The 17,753-nt window shown below is 72.9% G+C and carries 10 protein-coding genes; 5 read left to right on the top strand and 5 right to left on the bottom strand.

Annotated elements, in window-relative coordinates; all coding sequences use genetic code 11:
* Positions 1-48 precede the first annotated feature (48 nt).
* Entirely contained in the window at positions 49-483 is a 435-nt protein-coding gene (locus tag AB0G08_RS16530) for a hypothetical protein (RefSeq protein WP_358088157.1), read from the top strand.
* Positions 484-572: 89 nt separating this feature from the next.
* Here AB0G08_RS16530 and AB0G08_RS16525 read toward each other — a convergent pair whose 3' ends face one another.
* Positions 573-3,311: a beta-L-arabinofuranosidase domain-containing protein gene (locus AB0G08_RS16525; RefSeq protein WP_358088154.1), complete on the bottom strand. Its 2,739-nt coding sequence runs from the start codon at positions 3,309-3,311 to the stop codon at positions 573-575.
* A gap of 699 nt (positions 3,312-4,010) precedes the next feature.
* Entirely contained in the window at positions 4,011-6,662 is a 2,652-nt protein-coding gene (locus AB0G08_RS16520) for a LuxR C-terminal-related transcriptional regulator (protein WP_358088151.1), read from the bottom strand.
* Positions 6,663-7,345: 683 nt separating this feature from the next.
* Here AB0G08_RS16520 and AB0G08_RS16515 point away from each other — a divergent pair.
* Genes AB0G08_RS16515 through AB0G08_RS16505 form a run of 3 tightly spaced genes read left to right on the top strand, consistent with a single transcriptional unit; the run spans position 7,346 to position 12,858 of the window.
* Entirely contained in the window at positions 7,346-9,976 is a 2,631-nt protein-coding gene (locus AB0G08_RS16515; RefSeq protein WP_358088148.1) for a lantibiotic dehydratase, read from the top strand.
* Positions 9,969-11,120, top strand: a complete 1,152-nt coding sequence (locus AB0G08_RS16510; protein ID WP_358088145.1) for a lantibiotic dehydratase C-terminal domain-containing protein — start codon at positions 9,969-9,971, stop codon at positions 11,118-11,120. The genes AB0G08_RS16515 and AB0G08_RS16510 overlap by 8 nt, the downstream gene beginning before the upstream one ends.
* 37 nt (positions 11,121-11,157) lie before the next feature.
* Positions 11,158-12,858 (top strand): thiopeptide-type bacteriocin biosynthesis protein, encoded by a 1,701-nt coding sequence (locus tag AB0G08_RS16505; protein WP_358088142.1) that lies wholly within the window; start codon positions 11,158-11,160, stop codon positions 12,856-12,858.
* A gap of 63 nt (positions 12,859-12,921) precedes the next feature.
* Here the strand turns inward: AB0G08_RS16505 and AB0G08_RS16500 are convergent, their stop codons facing one another.
* The 3 genes from AB0G08_RS16500 to AB0G08_RS16490 all read right to left on the bottom strand — a co-directional run bounded on the left by AB0G08_RS16500 (position 12,922) and on the right by AB0G08_RS16490 (position 16,848).
* On the bottom strand, positions 12,922-14,850 hold the full coding sequence (locus tag AB0G08_RS16500; RefSeq protein ID WP_358088139.1) for a TOMM precursor leader peptide-binding protein: 1,929 nt from the start codon (positions 14,848-14,850) through the stop codon (positions 12,922-12,924).
* 7 nt (positions 14,851-14,857) lie between these two features.
* Entirely contained in the window at positions 14,858-16,546 is a 1,689-nt protein-coding gene (locus AB0G08_RS16495; protein WP_358088136.1) for a hypothetical protein, read from the bottom strand.
* A 128-nt stretch (positions 16,547-16,674) separates the two neighbouring features.
* Positions 16,675-16,848 (bottom strand): thiazolylpeptide-type bacteriocin, encoded by a 174-nt coding sequence (locus AB0G08_RS16490; RefSeq protein ID WP_358088133.1) that lies wholly within the window; start codon positions 16,846-16,848, stop codon positions 16,675-16,677.
* A gap of 502 nt (positions 16,849-17,350) precedes the next feature.
* On the opposite strand from AB0G08_RS16490, the gene AB0G08_RS16485 reads away from it, so the two are divergent.
* A complete protein-coding gene (locus AB0G08_RS16485) occupies positions 17,351-17,725 on the top strand; it encodes a nucleoside triphosphate pyrophosphohydrolase (protein WP_358088218.1) in 375 nt (124 codons plus the stop codon).
* Positions 17,726-17,753: the final 28 nt, after the last annotated feature.

Genomic DNA, 17,753 nt, shown 5'->3' with positions numbered 1-17,753 from the left:
CCTCCCGCGCAGGCCCTGGCCCAGGCCGGCGTCACCCCGGGCAGCACGGTGAGCCGGAACGGCGTCAACTTCCGCTGGCCCGACGTAAGCCCCGGCGTCGCCGACAACGCCATCGCCTCGGGGCAGTCCATCAGCCTGACCGGCACCGGCCGTACCCTCGGCTTCCTCGCCACCGGCACCTACGGTGCCGTCTCCGGGACCGCCGCGGCGATCTACGCCGACGGCACCCGCCAGACGTTCACGCTGAGCACGCCGGACTGGTACGGCGGACCACACGCCGGTGGCACCGCCGCCACCGCCGCCATCGTCGCCTACCAGAACCGGCCCGGCAACCAGCGCGTCACCACGCCGGCCTGCGTCTACTACGTGGGCGTGGCACTGCGGAACAAGCAGGTGGTACGGGTCGAGTTGCCCAACATCAGCGCCCGGCCGGCATCCGGCTTGCCCACCATGCACATCTTCGCGATCGCGATCGGCGCCTGACCACGTCGCGACCCCCGCGTACCTCTGGAACAGGCCATTCGCGCGCGTCCCGCTCGGGAAGCGCGCGAATGGCCTGTTCCCTGCCGCTTCTAGATGAACCGCCAGCGCTGGTCGGCCGACCCGCTGTCGTTGCCGAGCACGACCTGCGCGCCCTGGCTGCCGGAGCCGCCGCTGACACCGAGGACCCGGCCGCCGTTGGCGCATTGGATACGGAAGTAGGCGCTACCGCCGTAGCGCAGCCGCCACCGGTGGTCGGTTGCGCCGTTGTCGGCCCACTGCACGATCCGGGCGCCGGCCGCGGCGGAACCACCCTCCACGGCGAGCACCTTGCCGCTGTGCGAGTTTCGTAGGCGCAGGTACCCGGCGGTGTCGACGATCGCGGTCCACAGGTGGTCGGCGGTGCCGCTGTCGCCCCATTGGATGACGAGGCCGCCGTCGGCGGTGGACATGTTCTGCACGCCGAGGACGAGGCCACTGGCGAGGTTCTGGATCCGGCGGGCGCCGTTGGGCAGGAACCGCCACTGGTTGTCCAGCGTGCCGTTGTCCTGGTCCTGCACCGCCTGGGCACCCTGGCTGACGGAGCCATCGATGATGGCGAGGAGCTTGCCGGTGTGCGTGTTGCGCAGCTTGTGCGTACCGTCGCCCACGTCGACGACCGACCAGGTGTGGTCGGCCGTGCCGTTGTCGGCCCACTGGAGGATGCGCGCGTTGTCGGCGGTGGACATGTTCTCCACCCCGAGAACCTTGCCGCTGTTGACGTTGCGGAGTCGGATCGCCGAGCCGTCGACCAGCAGCTGCCAGTCGTGGTCCGCCGTGCCGTTGTCACCCCACTGGATGGCGAGCCCGCCGTCGGCCGTGGACATGTTGCGGATGCCGAGCACGAGACCGCTGGCCGTGTTGGCCAGCCGGAAGCTCGCGACGGTGCCGTCGGCCGTCCCGCCAGCTCGCCAGTACACCGTGTAGTTGTGCCCGTGGGCGTCGTAGAACGGCCCGAGGTTGACGGTGACGCCGTTGGCGACTGCGGTGAAGGCCAGCGCGCTGCTGCTGGTGCGGGTGATCGAGCCGCTGGTCAGCGAGGGCAGGTCGCTCAGGGCGGTGTTGCCGTAGTTTCCGGAGAGCACCACCGGGCCGTAGGTGACCGCCTGGACCGCCGCGTTGTCGTTGGCGGCAACCATCACGACGCGCATCGGCAGTCGGACCGTGACCGTGTCGCCGGAGGCCCAGGATCGGGTGAGGTTGGCGTAGCTGCCCGGCGTCGCGGTGACGTTCTGCGGCGTGCCGTTGACACTGACGGTGGCACCGCTCGTCCAGCCCGGGATCCGGATCCGCATCGTCCACGAACCGCCGACCGATCCGGTGACGGTCAGGGTGGTGGTGTCGGAGACCGGGTATGACGTCGTCTGCGTGACCGTGATCGCCCGCTGTGTCCAGGTGAGGACCGATGGCATGAACAGGTTCACGGTCAGCGTGGTGTCGTTGTGGAAGTAGATCGAGTCCATCAGCGTCGTGTTGGTCTCCACGCCGGTGCCCTGACAGCACCAGAACGAGTTGTAGTCGGTGCTCCAGGTGCCGCCACCCCACGCCGGGCCGACGCCGCGACGGCCGCCCGGGTTGAGCGGGGTGAAGTAGGTGACGTGCCCGTGGCTGTCGGCCGGGTTCTGTTGGCCGATCATGTGGTTGAGCAGCGCACGCTCGTAGAAGTCGAAGTAGGCCGCCCGGTCCGGATCGAGCAGCCACAGCTCCCGGGTCAGCTTGAGCATGTTGTACGTGTTGCAGGCCTCGCAGGTGTCCGCGCGCAGGTATCCGGCGATGGCGTTCGGTGCCCGGAAGTGTTCGGCCTGGCTGTTCCCGCCTATCACGTAGGTGTGCGCGTTGACGGTGATGTTCCATGCGTTGCTGGCGATGTCCCGGTAGCGGGTGGTGCCGGTGGCCTTGTACTCGCGGACGGCGCCGATCCACTTGGGTACCTGCGTGTTCGCGTGCAGCCCGTTGAGCTGGTCGGAATTGGCGGCGAGCGGATTGAACACGGCGTTGTGGTCGAAGCGCTGGGCGGCCGTCAGCCAACGGGCGGTGCCGGTCTGCTGGTACAGGTCGGTCAGGACGGCGTTCATGCCGCCGAACTCGGTGCCCAGCATGGCCTGCATCTGGCTGGCGGTGAGCCGGCCGGTGCGCCAGTCGACCCATCCGGCGAGCGCCAGCAACACGTCGCGGGCCTGGGTGTTGCCGATGAGGCGCCAGACGTCGAGCAGCCCGGCGAGCGTCTTGTGGATGCAGTAGTACGGCACGTTGCCGTTGCTCAGCGTCCGTGCCTCGAGCGCGGTGAAGTCCGACTCGGGAAAGCCGGACAGGTAGCCGGTATTGAAGCCGGCGGCGGCGTTGTTGGCCTGGCACTTCGCCAGCTCGGCCACCATCTGGTTGGCCTTGTCCCGGCAGGTGGTGTCCCCGAGGACCGCCCAGGCCTGGGCCCAGGCGGTCAGGAGGTGCCCCTGCATGTGGGTGCGGAAGGGGAACGTCGGCGCGTCCCACCCCCCGTTGGGCGTGGCACCGGCGGTGGAGAGCCGGTGGTTGGCGCGGAAGTTGTAGAGCAACCGGTTGACATCCACGAAGCGCAGATAGTTCAGGGTGCGGTTCTGGTTGTCCTGCCAACGGCTCCCGGTCAGCCTGACCTGGCCCGGCTCGAACGCGTAGGCGGAGACACCTATGTCGGCGCGGGCCGGGGGCAGGGCGGCACCGGCGGCACCGGCGAGGGCGGGGCCAGCGGCGCTCGCGACAGCGGCTCCGCCGGCTGCCTTCAGCAGGGTACGACGGTTGACGAAGGGGGCGGGCATGTCGGCCTCCGTTGGTGGTGGTGGCGGGGTGGTGGGCTCGCGCGGCAGCGGGATCCTCACGAACTGGTCCGGAAGGTGGCGTCCTGCCGCCTGCCCCCTCGGCTCCTCGCGGCGGCGTCCGGCAACCCGCTCCTGCCGGTCGGCGACACTGGAGGGTGTGCTCAACGAGTTGGTGCGCCAGCAGGCATCCGGCGGTGTGGATGGCAGCTGTGGCCGCCCCTGGTGCGACGACGAGGCCGGTGACGGTGGCCGCGCCGGCTGTACTGGGCGAAGCGCGCGCCAGGCGTCTCGTCTGCCGTGGAAGCGCATCGTGTGCGGTCCCCACGAGCACGGTCGGGCCGGCGGCGCTTCACCGATCCGTCAGCGGCAAGGCAATGGGTAGACTTCGATGTTATCGATAACATAGCGTCGGCCTCGGGCTCGCGCAAGACTTTGGTAGTGCGCTGAGGCGCGGCACCCGGCACCGTGGCGACGGTGAAGCACCTGAGCGCATCGCTGCCGGTGGTCCCTGCGGGGCGGCGCGGGGGGCGTGTCGGATCGCTCGGTTTCGCTGCCACACCCGGGTGGCTGAGGTCGCGCCGATGGCGATGTGTTTCCGGATGCTCCAACGAACCGTGACGTTAGCGATAACAGTGGCCTACACGCGACGGGTCGCGAGTCCTCGATCGTCGATGCGGCGGCGACGACGTTCCGCTCACCTCACCGAGGTTCCCCGGCCGGCGTCGTCGTGTGCGACCGGAGCACCGCCCGGGCCAGGCTCGCCCGGTTCGACACACCGAGCTTGCGGTAGATCCGGCCCAGGTGGGTGTCGACCGTACGGACGCTCAGGAAGAGCCCGTGTGCGGCCTCCACGCTGGTCATACCGCGGCTCACCAGATCGGCGATCTGCCGTTCACGCTCGGTCAGCACGGCCAGCGGGTCGCTACCCCTGGTTGACGCGTTCGGGACCAGACGGCTCCGCTGCCGGCGAACCCGATCGACCAGACGGGCCGAACCGCACTGTTCGGCGAGCGCGGCGGCCCGTCCGAGCCAGGCGCGGGCATCGTCGGTGCGGCCGGCGTCGACCAGTACGGTTCCCGCCGCCGCCATCGTCCGGCACAGGTCCAGGTCCAGTCCCCGACCGGCGAAGCACTCGACTGCCTGCTCCGCGGCGGCCAGCGCCGGGCCGGTTTCCCCGCGTGCGGCGTACAGCCGCATGCGGGCGCGCATCAGAAAGCCCTGACGGCTGACGGAGAGGTCGCGCACCGAGGCCTCGGCCAGGTCGACCCACCGGCTCGCGTCACGCTTGTCACCCATCCGGAGCGCGGCCATGGACAGCGCCTCGTACCACCGGGACCGGTTCGGCGGGGCGATCCGTGGCATCTCCGGGCCGCCGAGAGCGTCGAGCATCAGCCGACGCCCGCGTTCCGGCTCCGCCACCTTGATCAGTAGGTCCGCCAAGAGGCAGCGCACGATCACACCCTCGGCCGGCCCCTGGTCCCGGATCAGGGCGAGGGCCTGATCGCCCAGGGCGATCACCGCGGCGGCCTCTCGGTCGAAGTCCTGCCAGTACCGTACGAGCGCGAGAAGCGCGGCGACCGTGGCCCAGGCCGTCGACGTGCCTTCCGGTTCGAGCAGTCCCGCAGCTTCCTCCAGGGTGCGGCCGGCCCGGTCGAGTAGTCCACGTTGCAACTCCACCGCCCCGAGCGAGGTCAGGATGGCGGGAAGGATGAACCATTGTCCGGTTCGGCGGGCCTCCTCGGCACCCCGGGACAGGTGCCGATGCGCCTCGGTGAACCGGTGCAGGGCCTCCTCCGTCGAGCCCACCAGGTAGAGGGCTGGCAGGTTGGTGACGACGCTGCTGTCCGGCGTGGTGTCCACCAGATCGGCCGCGACGTCGGCGGCCCGGTCCGCGGCGTCGCTGTCGGCGGCGAGCAGGTGCGCCATCGCGGTCTGGGCGACGGCGGCCGCCTCCCCGAGCCGGTCTCCGTGCTGCCGGGCGATGGTGGCGGCCTCGTGGGCGTTCAGGCGGGCGGCTTCCTGATCGAGCCGGTCGAGGGCGAGTGCCGCCAGTTCCGTGTGCATGGCCACGGCCGTACAGGGAGTGGAGGGATGGGTGTCGTGCAGCGCGGCCAGCCCTTCCCGGATCAGGACCGACGCCTCGGCGTGCCGGCCCTGGATCCGGCGTACCCGGACGGCGACTGCCATGGTCGAGGAGAAGTCCCGGCCAGGCATGCGGATCACCCGGGGTAGGAGGGTGTGCACCAGTTGCTGCACGTCGCATCGACCGCCGCGCAGCAACTGGGCCCGCAGGGCCAGCACCTGCGCCTCGTACCAGCGGTCGTCGCCCTCGGGCAGCAGTTGCAGCGCGGCCTCCAACCACTCCAGCGCATCGGCCGGTGCGTCGTGCATGGTGCTCCGCGCCGCGTCGATCAGGACGGGCAACTGCTCAGGACGGCCCGTGTCGAGGGCCCGGGCGATGTGGTGGGCGCGCTGGGAGACCGGAGCGCCGCGAGCCAGCAGTTCGGCCTCCACGCGCCGGTGGGCGGCGAGGCGTTGGCTGGGGCCGATCCGTGCGTAGACGAAACGACGGACGACGTCGTGCCGGAACGCGAAGCGCGGCAGCAGCTGCACCGGGCGCATCAGGTCCAGCTCGGTGAGGGTGTCCAGGGCAGACAGTGTCTCCGTGACGTCCAGTCCGGCCACCGCGGCGAGCAGGTCCGCCGAACCGGGGGTACGCAGCACGGCGGCCGCCTGGGCGACCCGCAGTTCGCGGTCGGCGAGTTCGGCCAGCTCGCCGAGCAGGATCAGGTGGGCGTCGGTCATGGCCTCCGCGTCTGCGGCGGCCAGCAGTTGCAGGTAGAGCGGGTTGCCGTCACTTTCGGCGTGCAGCCGGGTCAGGTCCGGCCGGTCACCGAGCAGCTCGCGGGTCTGGCCGAGGTCCAGTGGACCGAGTCGGTGCTGGGTGAGCTGGCCGCGTGCGGCCGCCCGGGACAGCACCGCCGCCGCTCCACGGGACAATTGTCGGTCCCGATAGGCGAGGGCCAGCAGCACCGGCGCGGTGGTGGTCAGTTCGATCAGCTGCTGCATCTGGTCCCGGTGCGCCGTGTCGAGCAGGTGCACGTCGTCGAGCAGGACAAGGGTGGGTTCCGCTCCCACCACGACGGGCGGGCCGGTGCCCGTCCGGCCGGTGGCGGCGACCACCGTGAGGGTGTGCGTCCTGCCCTGCGCCGCGAGGGCGGAGATCAACGTGGTCTTGCCGATTCCCGGTTCTCCGGCGAGGGCGACGGCTGCGCCGGTTCCCGCGTGCAGGTCGTCGAGCTGACGACGGAGTGCGGCGAATTCCGTCCGGGGCAGCGGGTGACCGGTCATCCGACCGGACTTCGGTCGAGCTGGTACGAGCCGGTCGGCCGGGGCGGGCGTCATCGGACGGTGTCGCGGGACGGCCGCTGGCTGTGGGTGCGGAACCGCAACCACAGTGTGATCAGAGAAGGCCGTTTACCTGGCATTACGGATCCTTAGGGGGAAGATCCTCTTTGGGGATGTCGAGTACACAAGGCGGACGCTTCGTAGTCAACAGCTCACCGCACTCTTCGATCCGGCCAGATCTCGAGTTGATCGGTCCAGGTGTAGTTTCCCGGCGGAGGAAGGATTGCCGTCGATCAAGCGCTGGGGTAGAAAGACGGCGGGCCGTTGTTTTCAGCCGGGCGACGAGCGTGCCCGCCGCCGTCCGGAGCTGGTCGAGGCCGGTGAAGCCGCGGTTCCAGGCGGCAGTCCGCAGGACTCCGGCGGGGCCGCCGAGTCGTGCACGTCGAGGTCAGCCAGGCCGAACCCATCGTCGATGGAGACCGTGTCGACGCCCCGCACACCTCCCTCCCGCCGCCCCGGCACCATCCGGAGAAGTACGCAACCGGCTACGCAGCCGGCGCCTGCCACCGAGTACGTAACCGGACCGGTAGTTGTGCGGACGCCTCCCACGGACACGGCTGCGAATGTCGGCAGTCACGCCGTCACCGTCCTCCACCAGGAAGCGGTCACGGGGGAGAGGAGAGAGGATGATCGGGACCACGGTCGGCGGGACGCCGGCGCTGGGCGTACGCCGGGTCGGGCCCGTCACCCGAGCGCCCGAGGTCACCGTGGCGCCGTACGCGATAGTGCGGGTCGCCGGTGTCGCCCTCCCGGAACCGTCGGCCGTGACCGAGGAGTTCCGGGGCGTCGCCGCCCGCCTGCTCGAGCTGACCGCACGCGCCGAGCGAATCGCCGCGGCGCTCGCCGACGTGCTGCACGAGCAGGTCGTCCGGGCCGATTCCGACCAGCGTCGGGCGCTGCTGGCCCTGCGCCGCGACGTGCACAACGGGCGCAGCCCGTCGGCGGCGTCGCGTACCCGGCTGGAGGGCTGGACAGACCACCTGCCCGGCCTGGCGTCCTGGCTCGGCCTCCGCGACGACATCGACCGGCACACCGCGGAACTCGACGCCCTTCTCGCGCCGGCGCTCGCCGCCGACCGGGTCGCCCTGGCCGAGCTGTGCCGCGCCGAGGAGCTGTCCCGGGCCGTCGCGCTGACCAGCGTGGACCTGCTGCGGGCGCTGCGCCGGGCGGCCGAGCAGGGCCCGGCACCCGACGACCGGGCGCGCAAGTCGGAGGCCACCGTGCTCCGGTACGCGCTGCGCGCGGCCACCAGGACCGTGCCGCTGTCCTGGTTCACCCGGGTGGGCTGGGGCCGCTGGGACCGGCCGATGCCGGACCCGACCGGTTCCCCGGAGGTGGTGGCGGTCGCCAACGCCGACCGGGCCACTCTGTCCGCTCTCGTGCACGCTGTGCTCCGGCACCCCGACCGTCGCGGCGATCTGCCCCACACGCTGGCACCCGGCCTGCGGGTGGACGGGGCGGCGATCCGACTGCGTCGGCAGACACAGGCCCCCGACGCGCCACCCGGGGTGCAACGGGAGGAGGCGCTGACGCTGCCGCTGACCCGGGCGCTGCGGCACCTGCTGAATCTGCTGGAGCCCGGCGGGGTGGCGACGCCGCACCAGCTCGCGACGGAACTGGCCACCCGGCTGCCCCTTCCGGCGTCGCAGGCGTCCGCGGCGGCCCGGGCGTACCTGCACGCGCTCGTCGAACAGGGCGTGCTCCGCCCCGCGTACCCGGTGGACCCGCAGGCCGTCGACGGCCTCGCCGCGGTCGCCGACTGGCTGGCCGGGATCGGCCTGGCCGACGTGGCCGTGTTGCTGCGGGAGATCGATGCCAGGACCACCGCGTTCGCCGGTCTCGGCGCGACCGAACGGCCGGCGGCCCTGGCCGGGCTACGCTCCCGGTGGGACGCGGCCTTCGCCCTGCTCGGCGCGGACCGCACGGGTCGTCCGCAACCCGTCACCGAGGACGTGACCCTGGTCCGCCCGGTGGGCCTGGGCCGGGCCCACGGCCGGGACCACCGGGGCACCCTCGCCGCGCTGGCCCCGCTCTTCGAAGTCTTCGACCAGCACGCGGTGATCCGCCGCCTGGCCCGGGACCGCTTCGTCGCCCGCTACGGCGTGGGCGGCCGCTGCGAGTCGCCGACGGAGTTCGCCGAGGAGTACGGTGCGATCTGGCAGGCGGCGCACCTGGTCGGCGCCGACGGCGCCCTGGACCCGACGCTCGACCTCGCCCCCGGTGACGAGCTGCGCGAACTGGCCCGGCTCCGGGCCGACCTGGTGGCCGCCGTCACGACCGACGACGACGGGAACCTGGCCGTCCCCGACGGGCTGCCCGACGCCGTCGCCCCCAGGCTGTCCCGTTGGCTCACCAGCCGACCCGGCTCGTACGCGGTCTTCGGACAGTCCTGCCACGACGGCGCGTCGTTCTGTGTCAATCACGTGTACGGCGGCTGGGGCCGGTTCACCAGCCGCTTCCTGCGGCAGCTCCCCCCGGAGGCCGGGACGGCCGTCGCCGCCCAGCTCCGGCGCCACCTCGGCGCCCGGGTGGCCCAGCTCCGCCCAGTCAACGGGTTCAATGGCAACCTGCATCCGCTGCTCGTCGGCGACGAGATCGCCGACGACCGCCGCCACGGAACCCTGGTCCCGGACGACCTGCACCTGGTCCACGACGTCGCCACCGATCAGGTCCGCCTGGTGGTCACCGCCACCGGTGAACCGTTGGATGTGCTCTATCTCGGGTTCCTGGTGCCGCTGGTGCTGCCGGAGCGCCTGACCAGCATGCTCACCGACCTGGGCACGGGATCGGTCGGACTGGGCGGGGCCATGGCGGCCCGACAGATCTGCCGCACCCCGGTCGGCCCGGTCTGGTGCCGGCCCCGGTTGCGGTACCGGGAGGTGGTCCTCTCCCGGGCGGCCTGGCGGCTCTCCGCGGACATCGTCGCCGCCTGGCGGGCCGAGCTGGACGCCCGGCCCGCCGAGGTGGGACGTACCGCCGTGCGCTGGCGACACCTGCTCGGCCTGCCCGAGCACGTCTTCGTCGGCGCCGCCGCCGTCGAGGGCGCGAAGGGGTTGGCGGCGTTCATGTCCTACCTGGAGCAGCCCCGTTCCCAGTACGTCGACCTCGCAAGCCCGCTGCACCTGCGTTGCCTGTCCCGGACCCTGGCCCGCTACCCGGACGGTGTCGTCCTGGAGGAGGCACTGCCCGCCCCCCGTCCCGGGCAGCCGGCGACGGAGGTCGTGATCGAGCTGTACCGTGCAGGCACCGATGAGTGACCACCGGTCGACGGCCGCCGACGTCGTCTGCTACTACCACGAGCCGGAGAAGGTCCCGCTGCTGCACCACGCGGTCCTTCCCGCCGTCGCCAGGCTGAGTGGTCCGCAGCTGCGGCTGCACGTCGAACGGCACTGGCTGCACGGGCCGCACCTGCGGATCCGGGTGGCCGGACCGGAGCCCGCCGTACGCGTGGCCGCCGACGATCTCGCCGCCGCGCTGCGCGCGTACCTGGCCGCCCACCCCTCCCGGGGCGACGTCGACGATGCCGAGCTGCTGCGCCGCTGTGTCGCGGCGGGCCGGGCCGAACTGGTGCCCGGCCCCTACGAGCCGATCATGGCCGACAACACCGTCCTGGTCGGCCCGCAGGCCGACGGGCACGTCCGTGAGCTGCTCGGATCCGACGCCGCCGTGGCCTGCCGCGCGGAACTGCTGCGCGCCGGCCTCGACCCGGTCGCCGCCACCGCCGCCGACCTGGTGGCGCACGGCAACACCTCCGCCCGGCGGGTCCGGCTCGCCCTCACCGCCATGGCGGTGCACGCGGCCGCGTACCCGGCCGGCTACGGCGCCGGCTACAACTCCTTCCTGTCCCACCTGGAGGACTTTCTGCACCTGCGGGATACCGACGGGCGGATCCGGGCCGGCTTCCACGCGACCTGGCAACGGCAGAGCGACCGGATCGTCGAGGAGGTCAGGCGACTGGTGGCGCCGGACCGGACCGGCCACACCCCGGTTGCCGAAGCCTGGCGAAGCTGGGAGGAGGTCGCGTGGCGGATCACCCGGGCGGCCCATGACCGAGGTGACATACCCGTGGTACCCGGCGACCAGTACGCCCGCCGGGCCCGCGCCCTGGGCGACCCCGCCACCGAGCGGCAGTGGGATGTCGCCCTGCGGACCGAGTTCAGCCCCTACCACCGCGGGCTCAACCGGATGGACTTCCTGTCCAGGGCGGCGGTCCGCAACGACTTCGGCCCGTACCGGTTCGGCACCAACGTGCTGTACCTGCTCCTGGCGATCTGCGACATCACCCCCTCCGAGCGCTACCTCGCCGCCTACCTGTTCAGCGAGGCCATTCAGCGGCTCACCGGAGTGACCTGGCAGGACGCGATGCGCGAGCACCCGCGCGCGTCGGAGGTGACCCGGTGACGGCCGTGGTGTCCGTGCCCTGTCCGGAGGAGTTCCCATGCCCGTGACCGCCGCCCCCGTCCACCCCGGGCGGGGCTCCTTCCACAGCCTGCACTGCTATCTGCACTGGAGTGCGGAACACGTCGACGACTTCATCACCAGCACACTCACACCGCTCATGGAGGGACTGCGTCGGGACGGGACGATCACCGACTGGTTCTTCATCCGCTACTTCGACGACGGTCCACACCTGAGGGTGCGGGCCCGGGGCGCCGAGGCGCACGAGCACCGCCGGTGGCAGGAGCAGTTGGTGGCCGCGGCCCGGGCCGCCGACCATCCGCTGCTCGACCTCAGCACCGCCAGCCGTCCGGGGTGGCCGGGGCACGCAGAGGCCCGGCAGGTCGACTACGAGCCGGAGACCGAGCGGTATGGCGGCCCGGCCGCGCTGCCGGTGGCGGAGACGGTGTTCGGCACCTCCAGCCGGATCGCCGCCGAGGTGGTCGCGCGTACCCCGGGACCCGGCCAGCGGATGGTGGCGGCCACCGACCTGGCCCTCGCCACCCTGATCGCCCTCGACCTGGACATGCTCGCCGCGGCCCGATGGCTGCGCCGCAGCGCGACCGCCTGGCGCTGGCACCCGGAGAGCACCACGCTGACCCCGGGCAACGTGCAGGGGCCGGCGCTCGCCGCAGCCACCACGCAGGCCCGCTCGGTGGTACGGCGCTGGCACGAGATCACCGCCTCCGCGGCGGACGGCTCCCGGATCCGGGACCGGTGGGCCGCCCAGGTGCGCGCCGCCCGCGCCCAGCTGGAGAGCTCTGCCGGCGGCGGCGACCAGTGGGCCGGGGTGTGGGCGTCCCAACTGCACATGCTGCTCAACCGGTTGGGCATCCTGCCCGACGAGGAGCGCTCCCTCTACCACTTCCTCGCCGCCGCCCTGCTGGCGCCGGACGGCCCCACCGACTTCTTCGCCGACGGCACCGACAGCCCCGACCGGCGTTACCTGGCGGCCAGCAGCTACGCCCCGGGCCGAATCGAGTGGCAGCAGCCGCGGACGTCGGGCCGGACGCGGCACGGCGACCGGCGACGGTCCGGTCCGCCCCTGGCCCTTCCTCCCGCCGCGCCCGTGACGGCCGCGCTCGGCGACGCGCTCACCGCGCGGGCCAGCGGACGCGGGCCGCTCTGCGGCCCGATGGACGCCGCGCACCTGGCCACTCTGCTGTGGACCGCCAGCGGGGCGAGTGATCGGGCCGGCAGACCCGGGGTCCGCCGGCCCTACCCGAGCGCCGGCGCCAAGTACGCGGTCCGGCTACGCGTGCTGGCCCGGGACGTGGCCGGCATCCCGGCCCACCAGTACGACGTGGACGCCGAGTCCCGGCTCCTGCTCCCCACCGGCCCAATGCCCACCGACGCCGAGCTGGCCACCGCGTCGATGTGGTTCAGGGCCGGCCCGGCCACGCAGCCGACGGACACCCCGGCCAGCCAGGAACGGATCGATCTGTCGGCGCTGCCGGCGCTGCTCGGGGTCTACGTCGACCTGCCCGTGCTGCGGGCCACCTACGGCCTCCGGGCGCTGCGCTTCGGCCTGCTCGAGGCGGGTCACCTGGCCCAGAACCTGGCTCTCACGGCGGCGGCGACGGGACTCGGGCTGGGCATGGTCGGTGGGTTCTACGACGACATCGCCCACGAACTGCTCCTCCTCGACGGGGTCGACGAGGTTCTCGCCTACCTGCTCCCGGTCGGTCGGCCCGTCGGGTGACCCCTGGCGGTCGGGCCCGCACGTCGGGCCGACCACCCCCCGGTCGGGCCCGGGACGGGACGGTCACGGGAAGGGATGCGGATGCAGCGCCAGGTCCTCGTAGCGGGGCCGTCCGGGCAGGCGGCCCAGCTCCGCCGGCACGGTCAGCAGCCGGGGCAGCCCCCGCGTCCGCCGGTTCAGGTGACCGAACGTCATCGGCAGGGTGCCGGGGACGACGACCTTGGCAGCATGCAACCCGAGGGCCTGCCGCAGCTCGGGGATGCTCTGGTCGACGACGATCGGTTCCACCCCGGCCCGGTGGTGCAGGTCCGCGCAGAGCGCGCCGAACAGGGCCGCGAGGTCCTCGACGGGGCGGGGCAGCCCCGGCCACACCTCCCGCCAGGCCCGGGTCCGCCCGGTCCCGAGCAGGAACTCGTAGCGCGGCCGTGCCTCGGGCAGGCAGTGCAGCATCATGTGGTCGTCCATCTGGCGGACCAACGCGGCATCGTCGAGCATCGGCAGTAGCCGGTCGCGGTCCGCCCGCGTCGGATCCCCCTGCCACGCACCGCGCACCTCGTGGACGTTGACGACCAGCTCCACCACGGCGGAGTGGATCGCCGAGAGGGGATCCAGGTGGGCGCCGGCCGCGAAGAACGCCGTCGGCGCCGCCTTGTCCGGCACCCGGTGCTGCGCCAGCGCGACGACCGCCGGCACGGCCAGGTCGGTGGTCGCGTCGAACAACCGTAGGTCGTAGTCGAGCAGATCCAGATCGTCGGCGAGGTGCCCGACCAGGTCGAGTTCGTCGGGGAGCGCGACCTCCACCAGCGGGGTACGGGCGTACCAGGCCATCAGGAAGGCGTCCCGTTCGATCACCTCGAACAGGCCGTGCAGGGCCGCCTCCTCCAGACTGTTGCCGAGACCGCAGCCGTTGGAGGACTCCGACAGGAAGGTCACCGACGGGCGCTGCCCGAGGTCACCCCAGTACGCCGCGTGTTCCGGCACCGCCACGGACGTCGCCCGACTCGGCGACCACCCCGGCACCCACCACGTCGGCACGTCGGGGGCGTACGCGGTGTGGTGAGCGCTGGGCAGGTCGGGCAGACCGAGGGCCGCGGGATCGACGGCGCGCTCCGGTCCCAGCTCCGCGAAGGACGCCCAGTGCCGGGCGGCTGGCCCGTGGGGGGCGTACCCGGCCAGCCGTTCCACCGCTTCGAAGAGCGCCAACCGGTCAGCCTCCGCGGCGGTCGCCGCCCGGCCGAAGCCCGCCACGGTGACCGCCGGACCGGCGACCACCGCCGTGGTGACCGGTAGCCCGTACCCCTCGTGCCGGTGCAGCTGAACGACGTGGCCCAGCCGTGGCTCCAGCAGCGCCCGGCGAAGTCCCGCCAGGTCGGTCGCCGGGTTCGGCCGGCGCAGCCGCACCGGGTCGGCCGGCGGCTGACCGCTGCCGGCAAGCGGCGTCCCAGGTGGCGCAGGCGGCTGCCGGCTGAGGCATCCTTCGCAGCGAACCCCCACCGGCGCCACCGGATGGACGGACACGCTCCCGTCCGGCCGGACGACCCAGAGCCGCGCGGCGGCGGACTGCGGCTCGGCCAACGCCGACCGGACCACCGCGGCGAGCACGGGCAGCAGGGCCGGGGCCGGCAGACCGCCGAGCCGTAGCTCGGGATCACCGTGCGGTGTCCGGCCGCCCGGCGCCGCCAGCCTGGCGATCTCGAGGCAGCGCAGGCAGGTGGCGCTGTCGGCACCGACCAGCGGACCCACCAGCGCCGTACCGCCGTCGAACCGGACGGGCAGGACGGTGCCGCCGGCCCCGGTGCCCCGGTCGACCAGCCGGCTCAGCAGCGCCGGACTCCACCGGGTCGACACCACCACCGCCGGGCCGGAGCCGGCCCACCCGTCGTCCTCGGTCAGCACCGGGTACGGCGACCCCGCCCCCCTCAGCGCCTCGGCGAGCTGGCCGGCCAGGTCGGGGTCCGGCTGCCGGGGAGCGTCCCGATCGTCCCCGGGCAACCGAGGGTCACCGGTCATCGCCGGCCCGCAGGACGACCATTCCGACCGTACGCAGGGCGGCGGCCAGCGGAGCCGGCGGCGCCACCACGATCGGCTCCGCAGGGGCGCCGACGAGGGTCCGCAGTGATCGCCGGAGGGTGGCCTCCCGTTCGGACCCGTCGGGCATGGGCGCGGCCGAGCGGCTCACCCGTGGCGACGCTCCGCAGGGGCCGTGCGAGTACGGCGGACCGGGCTGGTGGGCACGCCAGCGGACCGTGGCGACCGCGGCGAGGGCGGCGAAGGCGACCGCGTCGTGGGCCGTGGCCTCGATCGCCCAGCCGAGTTCCATCCACCCATCGGGGTCGGTCGGGCCCGGGCCGTGCACGACGGCCAGCTGCGCCCCGGGGGCGAGCCGGCGGACGTGAACGGTCGCCGGGACGCCGAGGCGGCGGGTCAGCGTACGCCACCAGCGGCGGGCTGCCGGCGCGTCGAACGCCGACGGTGGGACAGCCTTGCCTGACGTGACGCCGGCCGAGGCCACCGACCGGCGGGCGAGGCGGCGCAGCAGCACTCCCTCGGCATGGCTGCGGTCCACCCCGCAGGCCAGCACGACGGCCCCTCCGGCCGACACGCTGAGCAGTTCCACCGCTGCCAGCGTGGCGTGCAACCTCGCCGTGGCGGTGTCCGGACCGTGCCCGGTGACGAGCGTCCCACCGGCCGGGCCGGGAACACCGCCGACCCGGCACCGGGCCAGTCCCACCGGCAGTTGTGGCAGGTCGTCGAGCTCCACCGGCGGCAACACACCGAGTTCCGGGTCCGTGAGGGAGGTGGGTAGGCCCGCGTGGACGGTGTTGTCCCGCCGGTCGGGGGCGTCGACCGCCGGTGACCGTACGCCGGGCGGCCAATGGTGGGCGGTGGCGCGCAGCGGGTCGTTCCGCACGACGAGCGCCGTCGGCGCGGCCGGGTCGGTCAGCTCGGCGAGCGCGCCGAGGAGCCGGTGCGCGGCGCAGGCGCCGGCCACCACGGAAACCGGGTCGCCAGGGGCCGTCGCCGCGCTGCCAAGTCCGAGCCGCTCGGCGATCAGGCCGACCTGGGCCCGCAGATGCGTGCCCGGGCCGACGGGGGTGACGTAGCCGACCGTGGCGCTGGCCCCGGTCACCACGGCACGCCCGTCGCCGGCGGCGAGAATGACGTGCCCGGCGTCGCGCGGTGGGTCGGTGTGGGTCGCGGCCCGCCGGACCCGGGCTCCGGCGGCGGTCAACGCCTCGATCGCGGCGGTGGCAGCGGGGCCCGCTCCCGTGACGGTCACCGATTCCCGGCCGATGCCGTTCCAGGACGCGGCGGGGTCGGTGGCGACCGAGGCCAGCCAGGTGGCGACGGCGGGGGGAGGCACCGGGGCCGGTCCGCAGGCGTCGGCGGGGGCATGGGGATGCCCGGTGCTGGCCCAGTGCTCCGGCACCCGGACCAGCAGGTCGTGTTCCCGGAGCAGGTCGGCCAGCCGGTGCAGGGCGAGGGCGACGGGCGGGCGTGGCGACAGGTCGCGCAGGTCGTCTGTGGCCCGGCCGGACGCGAGGCGCCGGGTGAGCAGTTGCCAGAGCCGCCACAGCTGTGGCGCGTCGTCCAGGGTGAGGCTGGTGTCCCAGGACCGTAGGTGCAGCCCGCCGTCGATCCGGGTCGCCTGCACGGCGGGGCGGAGTTGCCAGGAACGGGTCGACATCTGCTCGCCTCACCGGTCGGGGAACGGCTGGGGTCGTCCGAAGGAGTCCGGGTTGGAAAGGCGACTGTCGCCGGGCCCGGCGACAGTCGCCTCGTCACCCAGGCAGCACGGTTCGCGCTCCGCGGCGGCTACAGCATCGGCTCATCCGGAACGATGGAGCAGGAGCAGGACGCCGCGCACGCGCTGATCCGGGACGCCCCGGACTCGGGGATCGCGACGGTGTCGCGCATGACCGTCACGGTCAGGCCGCTGAGGTCGAGATCGTCGAGCTCGAACTCGTCGTCTTCTCGTTCGATCGGCATGTGGTCACCTCCCTTCGAGGTGGGATGAGGCCCGGGCCACGCCGGGATGGCAGAGATTCTTCCGGCGGCCGGTGCGGGGCGTCGTCAGTAGTTTTGCCGACATCACTACTTACCCACGCTCGGGGGCCAAAGCTGCCTACCCGGCCGGGGTCCCGCCCCTGGGCGACCCCTCGGCGGGTGACGTGTCATCCGGCGCCCCGGCCTGCTGGCAACCTCCGGCCGGCATCGGCTGGGCCGGCCAGCCACGCTGGCGGACGACGAGACCTCTTGAAGACCTCGGGGCTCTGCCCCGAGCCCGGCCCTCCTCAGAGATCGGCCAGGAGCGGATCACCTCGCCGGGCACCACAAGGGTTACCAGCCTCCCCGGACAGGGCCAAGGTCGTTCGGCTGGTAAGGCGCTCCACCTTGTCCCCGTCCGGGGAGGCTGGACGGTCTACGACTGCCCGACGAGGAGATCCAGCGTTTGCGGTCAAGCGGTGAGCACAACGAGGATGACTTGGTGATGCAGAGGCGGAGTGTTTCGTACGGCAAGCTCGTGAGAGACCGGATACCGGAGATCATCACAGCGAAAGGCAAGGAGGCTCATGTCCGTACCCTGCAAGCCTCCGAGTTGTTTGACGCGCTGGTCACAAAGCTGGGAGAAGAAGCGGCCGAACTGAGGTGCGCCGCGCCGGACTCCCAACTGGAGGAACTTGCCGACCTACGCGAGGTGCTGTCGGCGTTGATCACCACGCTCGGCTACTCCGAGGAGCAGGTCGAGCAGGCTGCCCGGGAGAAGCGAGCCATACGAGGAGGCTTCCGGCGCGGAGTATGGCTCGACGAAGTGTCATGGCTGGACGACCAGCACGGCACCGCTGGGCCATCCACGGGCCAGTAACAGTGGCGTGGAGCGGACGCGAGCGGGC

The organism is Micromonospora sp. NPDC023644 (genome assembly GCF_040640115.1).
Lineage (GTDB): Bacteria > Actinomycetota > Actinomycetes > Mycobacteriales > Micromonosporaceae > Micromonospora.
The sequence above is the reverse complement of the archived record's forward strand: the minus strand, read 5'-3'. Positions and strand labels throughout refer to the sequence as shown.

Bases quoted from the DNA above. Each gene is read 5' to 3' on its own strand.
- AB0G08_RS16525 (WP_358088154.1), bottom strand. From the start codon at position 3,311: ATGCCCGCCCCCTTCGTCAACCGTCGTACCCTGCTGAAGGCAGCCGGC.
- AB0G08_RS16520 (WP_358088151.1), bottom strand. From the start codon at position 6,662: ATGACCGGTCACCCGCTGCCCCGGACGGAATTCGCCGCACTCCGTCGT.
- AB0G08_RS16515 (WP_358088148.1), top strand. From the start codon at position 7,346: ATGATCGGGACCACGGTCGGCGGGACGCCGGCGCTGGGCGTACGCCGG.
- AB0G08_RS16510 (WP_358088145.1), top strand. From the start codon at position 9,969: ATGAGTGACCACCGGTCGACGGCCGCCGACGTCGTCTGCTACTACCAC.
- AB0G08_RS16505 (WP_358088142.1), top strand. From the start codon at position 11,158: ATGCCCGTGACCGCCGCCCCCGTCCACCCCGGGCGGGGCTCCTTCCAC.
- AB0G08_RS16495 (WP_358088136.1), bottom strand. From the start codon at position 16,546: ATGTCGACCCGTTCCTGGCAACTCCGCCCCGCCGTGCAGGCGACCCGG.
- AB0G08_RS16490 (WP_358088133.1), bottom strand. From the start codon at position 16,848: ATGCCGATCGAACGAGAAGACGACGAGTTCGAGCTCGACGATCTCGAC.
- AB0G08_RS16485 (WP_358088218.1), top strand. From the start codon at position 17,351: ATGCAGAGGCGGAGTGTTTCGTACGGCAAGCTCGTGAGAGACCGGATA.